Origin of the sequence: Phenylobacterium sp. (assembly GCF_036263695.1) — a bacterium.
GTDB lineage: Bacteria > Pseudomonadota > Alphaproteobacteria > Caulobacterales > Caulobacteraceae > Phenylobacterium.
Window position 1 is genome coordinate 1 of record NZ_DATAGM010000411.1, and the last position, 4,789, is coordinate 4,789.

At 69.0% G+C, this 4,789-nt stretch carries 5 protein-coding genes; all 5 read right to left on the reverse strand.

Features of this window, described 5'->3' with window-relative positions; genetic code table 11:
- The coding region (locus tag VHK87_RS16470) for a DUF72 domain-containing protein (protein WP_329635979.1) at positions 1-177 on the reverse strand (177 nt) is incomplete at its 3' end.
- Between the two features lie 70 nt (positions 178-247).
- The gene (gene ribB / locus VHK87_RS16475) at positions 248-1,402 is read right to left on the reverse strand and encodes a 3,4-dihydroxy-2-butanone-4-phosphate synthase (protein ID WP_329635975.1); all 1,155 of its coding nucleotides are present in this window, start codon (positions 1,400-1,402) and stop codon (positions 248-250) included.
- Positions 1,399-1,968, reverse strand: a complete 570-nt coding sequence (locus tag VHK87_RS16480) for an NAD(P)H-dependent oxidoreductase (protein ID WP_329635976.1) — start codon at positions 1,966-1,968, stop codon at positions 1,399-1,401. The genes ribB and VHK87_RS16480 overlap by 4 nt, the downstream gene beginning before the upstream one ends.
- Positions 1,965-3,740 carry a class I adenylate-forming enzyme family protein gene (locus VHK87_RS16485; protein ID WP_329635977.1) on the reverse strand — a complete coding sequence of 592 codons (1,776 nt, stop codon included), beginning with the start codon at positions 3,738-3,740 and terminating at the stop codon, positions 1,965-1,967. The genes VHK87_RS16480 and VHK87_RS16485 overlap by 4 nt, the downstream gene beginning before the upstream one ends.
- Positions 3,741-3,901: 161 nt before the next feature.
- Positions 3,902-4,789, reverse strand: an 888-nt coding sequence (locus VHK87_RS16490; RefSeq protein WP_329635978.1) for an acyl-CoA dehydrogenase family protein, incomplete at its 5' end; no start/stop codon positions are given.

The following is a 4,789-nucleotide window of genomic DNA, read 5'->3' on the forward strand; positions in this document are numbered from 1 at the left end:
CCAGCCCTTCACCGCCGCCTCGGAGGGCAGGCGGTAGAAGCTGGCGTTGATCTCGGCGGTATCGAACCAGCCAGCATAGTACTCCAGCCGCACAGGGTCCTTGGTGCCCGCCGGATAGAAGGGCCCGGTCCAGTCCTTGTAGGTCCAGCCCGAGCAGCCGATACGAAGTTCGCTCACGCCGATGGAATGCGAGGCGCGGAGGGTCGGTTGCGGTCCCCCTCTCCCGCAAAGGGTAGAGGGAGGGAGGTCAGAGCTGCCGCTGCCCGACGATCTTCAGGCCGTAGCCGCCGGAGCCGGGCAGGCGCGTCGAGCTGTTGGACAGCAGCACCATGTCGCGGACGCCGAGGTCGAGCAGGATCTGCGCCCCGATGCCGTAGTCGCGCAGGATCGAGGCCCCGCGGTCGGCCTCGGTCTGGTTCTGGCCGTAGCGTTCGGAGAGCCAGGCGGGGTTGGAGTCGCGGATGAACACCGCAACGCCCGCGCCGTCGTAGTCGGCGATCGCCTTCAGGGCGCGGGGCACATAGTCCCGCCGATCCTCCACGTGGCCCAGCATGTCGGCGGCGAAGTCGACGCGGTGCATGCGCACCAGGGTCGGCCGCTCGGCCTCGATCTTGCCCTTGGTGAGGACCACATGCTCGGTGCGGTCGAGGATGTTGCGGTAGATCACCATCCGGAAGCGGCCGCCGTAGGCGCTGTCGAACGGCGTCTCCAGCACCCGCTCCACCTGGCGTTCGGTGCGGCGGCGGTAGGCGATCAGGTCGGCGATGGTGCCGATCTTCAGGCCGTGCAGCTGGGCGAATGCCACCAGGTCCGGCAGCCGGGCCATCGAGCCGTCGTCCTTCATGATCTCGCAGATCACGCCGGCCGGGTTGAGGCCGGCCATGCGGGCGATGTCGACCGCCGCCTCGGTGTGGCCGGCGCGGACCAGCACGCCGCCGTCCTTGGCCACCAGCGGGAACACGTGACCGGGCGTGACCACGTCGTCGGCGTTCTTGGTCGGGTCGATGGCGACAGCGATGGTGTGGGCGCGGTCGTGGGCGGAGATGCCCGTCGTCACCCCTTCCCGCGCCTCGATGGAGACGGTGAAGGCGGTGCCGTGGCCGGACTGGTTGTCGGTGGACATCGGCGGCAGGCGCAGCTGGCGTGCCCGCTCGGCGGTGATCGACAGGCAGATCAGGCCGCGCGCGTGCTTGGCCATGAAGTTGATCTGGTCGGGCGTGGCGAACTGGGCCGGGATGATGACGTCGCCCTCGTTCTCCCGGTCCTCGGCGTCGACGAGGATGAAGGGCCGCCCGTTGCGGGCGTCTTCGACGATGTCCTCGATGGGGCTGATGGCCTGGTGGATGGCTTCGTCCACGCCGGAGCCCCCGCCCGGGGTCGGCACGAGCTTGGGTCGGGTCATGTGGCGGCTCTCATCCTGGCGAACTCCATCACCTGGTCGGCTACCGTGGTGAGCTGCCAGGCGTCCTTGGGCTCGCGGCAGCGGCCCTCGGCGTCGAAGAGGTTGGTCGTCGAATTCAGCGCAGCGCCGAAGGGGGTCGGCCAGCCTCGCAACGCATGTATGATCGAGCGCAGCGCCATCAAAGTGGTGCCCGCCGCCTGCCAGCCGTCGGCGGTGATGATGCAGCCCACCGGCCGGCCCTGGAAATAGGGCGTGGGATCATCCCGCAGCAGCTCGAGGGAATCGAGGGCGTTCTTGATCAACCCCGAGATCGAGCCGTGGTAGCCGGGGCTGGCGACGATCACCCCGTCCGCCCCGCGCACCGCATCGGCCAGCGCCCGCTGCTCGTCGGTCGGCGGCGCCTCGCTCGGCGCATAGACCGGAAGCCTCGCCAGGAACTCGCCGCCGAACAGCTGCGTCTCGGCGCCGGCCGCCTCTGTGACAGCGAGCGACTGCACGAGCGCCTTCTCGGTGCCCGAGCCCGGCCGCGTCGTCCCGCCGATGCCGACGATGCGCGGTCGGCTCATGCCGCCTGTCCTTCGAACACCTTCTTGAGCTCGGTCTTCAGGATCTTGCCATTGGCGTTGCGCGGCAGCGGCTCGGGCCAGAAGGCGACCTTCACCGGGACCTTGAAGGCGGCCAGCCGCTCGCGGACAAAGGCGCGCAGATCGGCTTCGGTGGCGGCCCCGCCGGGCTTCAGGTGGACCACCGCCGCCGGCTCCTCGCCGAGCGTGCGGTGGGGGACGCCGACGATGGCCGCGTCCATCACGTCCGGGTGCTCGTAGAGGGCGTTCTCGACCTCCACGCAGTAGATGTTCTCGCCGCCCCGGATCAGCATGTCCTTGGCCCGGTCGACGATGTAGAGGAAGCCCTCCTCGTCCAGCCGCGCCAGGTCCCCGGTGCGCAGCCAGCCGTCCTTGAAGGTCTCGGCGGTGGCTTGCGGCTTGTTCCAATAGCCTTTCACGACCTGCGGGCCCTTGACCCAAAGCTCGCCGACCTCGCCCGCCGGCAGCTCTCTGGCCCCTTCCGGGTCCATGATCTTCATCTCGCCAACGGGGGCGGCCGGGCCGGCGCTGGAGGGCCGGTTCTCGTAGTCCTTGCCCATGTGGCTGGTGAAGGTGGCGGTCGTCTCCGTCATGCCCCAGCCGTTGCCAGGCGCCGAGCCGGGGAACACCTCGGAGATTTTGCGCACCAGCTCAGGCGCCGAGGGGGCGCCGCCGTAGGTCACGGCCTGCAGGGACGACAGATCATACTTCTCGCGGGCCGGATGCTCGATTAGCTGCCAGGCGATGGTGGGCACGCCGCCGGTGGCGTTGACCTTCTCGCGCTCGATCAGCTGCATCGCCTTTTCGGCCTCCCACCGGTACATGAAGACCAGCTTGCCGCCGGCGTTCATGCTGGGGCCCAGCGTCGCCGACAGGCCCGTGGCGTGGAACAGCGGCACCACCAGCAGGGTGACGCGCTGGGGCAGCTTGTGCGGGTCGCTCTCCGGCAGCGGCTGGCCGGCCCGCAGGAAGTTGCGCGCCGCCGAGATGCCGCCGGCGCCGATGTTCGAGGTCATGTTGCGGTGGGTCCCCAGGGCGCCCTTCGGCTTCCCCGTGGTGCCGGAGGTGTAGAGGATGGTCGCGTCGTCCTCCGGACCGAGCTCGACGTCGGGCAGAGGTAGGTCGGGCAAGTCCTTCCAGCTGTTCACCCGCCCGATGACGTCCTCCAGGCGCGCGACGCGCGGATCGAACGCCGTGGCCTTCAGGCGCGAGACGTAGACGCGCGTCAGGTCCGGGCAGGCGTCCAGGTGCTCGGCGATCCGCTCCAGCCGCTCGTCGTCGACGATGACCACCTTGGTTCCGGAATCGGCGAGGCCGTACTCCAGCTCAGGTCCCGTCCACCAGGCGTTCAGCGGGGTGACGATGGCCCCGCAGAGGATGCCGGCGAAGAACGCGACCGGCCATTCCGGCAGGTTGCGCATGATGACGGCGACCCGGTCGCCCTTATTTACGCCGTCGGCCTGCAGCTGCTGGGCCAGCTTGATCGTAGCGCGAGCGAAGGCTTCGTAGGTGGCGCGATCGTCCTCGTAGACCAGGAACTCGCGGTCCTTGAAGGCACGCGCGTTGAGGAACACGTCCCGGAGGGTCGGCGGGGCGTTCTTCCAAACCTTGGTCGGAACCCCGCGGATCAGCTTCTCCTCGATCTCGAAGCGGGCGCCGGGCGCGGTCAGCTGGCGGTGCGCTTCGGCGATGGACATCACCGGCCAGGCGGACGCCTCGCCCTGGTCGCCTTCCGCGCTCAGCACATCGCTCATTCTTGTTTCCTCCCACGCAACTCCAGACGGCTTAAAAGAAAAAGGGGGCGGTCGCCAGACCGCCCCTCTGTTGATCCTCCCCCACAGGGGGAGGGGAACGCCGACGGCGGTGGAGGGGGTCCGCACGCACCGAGCCGGCGGGCTTGAACCCCCTCAGTCGCTTAGGCCGTTTCCGTCGTCCGGGCGCCGCGGCGGCCGCCTTCGGCGTCGTAGGCGGCCTTCAGCTCGGCGAGCTGGTCCTTGAACCGCTCGCGGGCTTCCTCCCGCAGGCGCGGGATGTGGTAGGCCGGGAACAGGTCGTTGTCGGGCCGGTAGTCCTTCAGGATCTGCTTGGCGACGGTCACCTTGTGGACCTCGGTGGGCCCGTCTGCGATGCCCATCACCAGCGAGCTGGTGACCATGTGCATGAACGGCATCTCGTTGGAGACGCCGAGCGCGCCGTGCAGGTGGGCCGCCCGGGTCGCGATGTTGTGGTAGACCTTCGGCATCGCGACCTTCACGGCGGCGATGTCCTTGCGGACCTTGTTGTAGTCCTTGTGCTTGTCGATCAGCCAGGCGGTGCGCAGCACCAGCAGGCGGAACGACTCCAGCTCGATCCAGCTGTCGGCGATGTCGGCCTGCACCATCTGCAGGTCGGCCAGCTTGCCGTCGCGGGTGGTGCGGGAGACGGCCCGCTTGCACATCAGGTCCAGCGCGTGGCGGCACGAGCCGATGGTGCGCATGGCGTGGTGGATCCGGCCGCCGCCCAGGCGGACCTGGGCGATTACGAAGGCCCCGCCCCGCTCGCCGAGCAGCGCGTCATAGGGCACCCGCACGTTGTTGTAGCGGACGTAGCCTTCCGTCCCGCCGCCGATCTCGCCGCCGCCGCCGACGGCGACGTTGCGGATGATCTCCACCCCGGGGGTGTCGGTGGGGACCAGGAAGATCGAGGTGCGCTTGTAGGGATCCTTGGCGTCTGGGTCGGTGACCGCATAGACGACCAGCAGCTTGGAATAGCGGGCGTTGGTGGAGAACCACTTCTCGCCGTTGATCACCCACTCCTTGCCCTC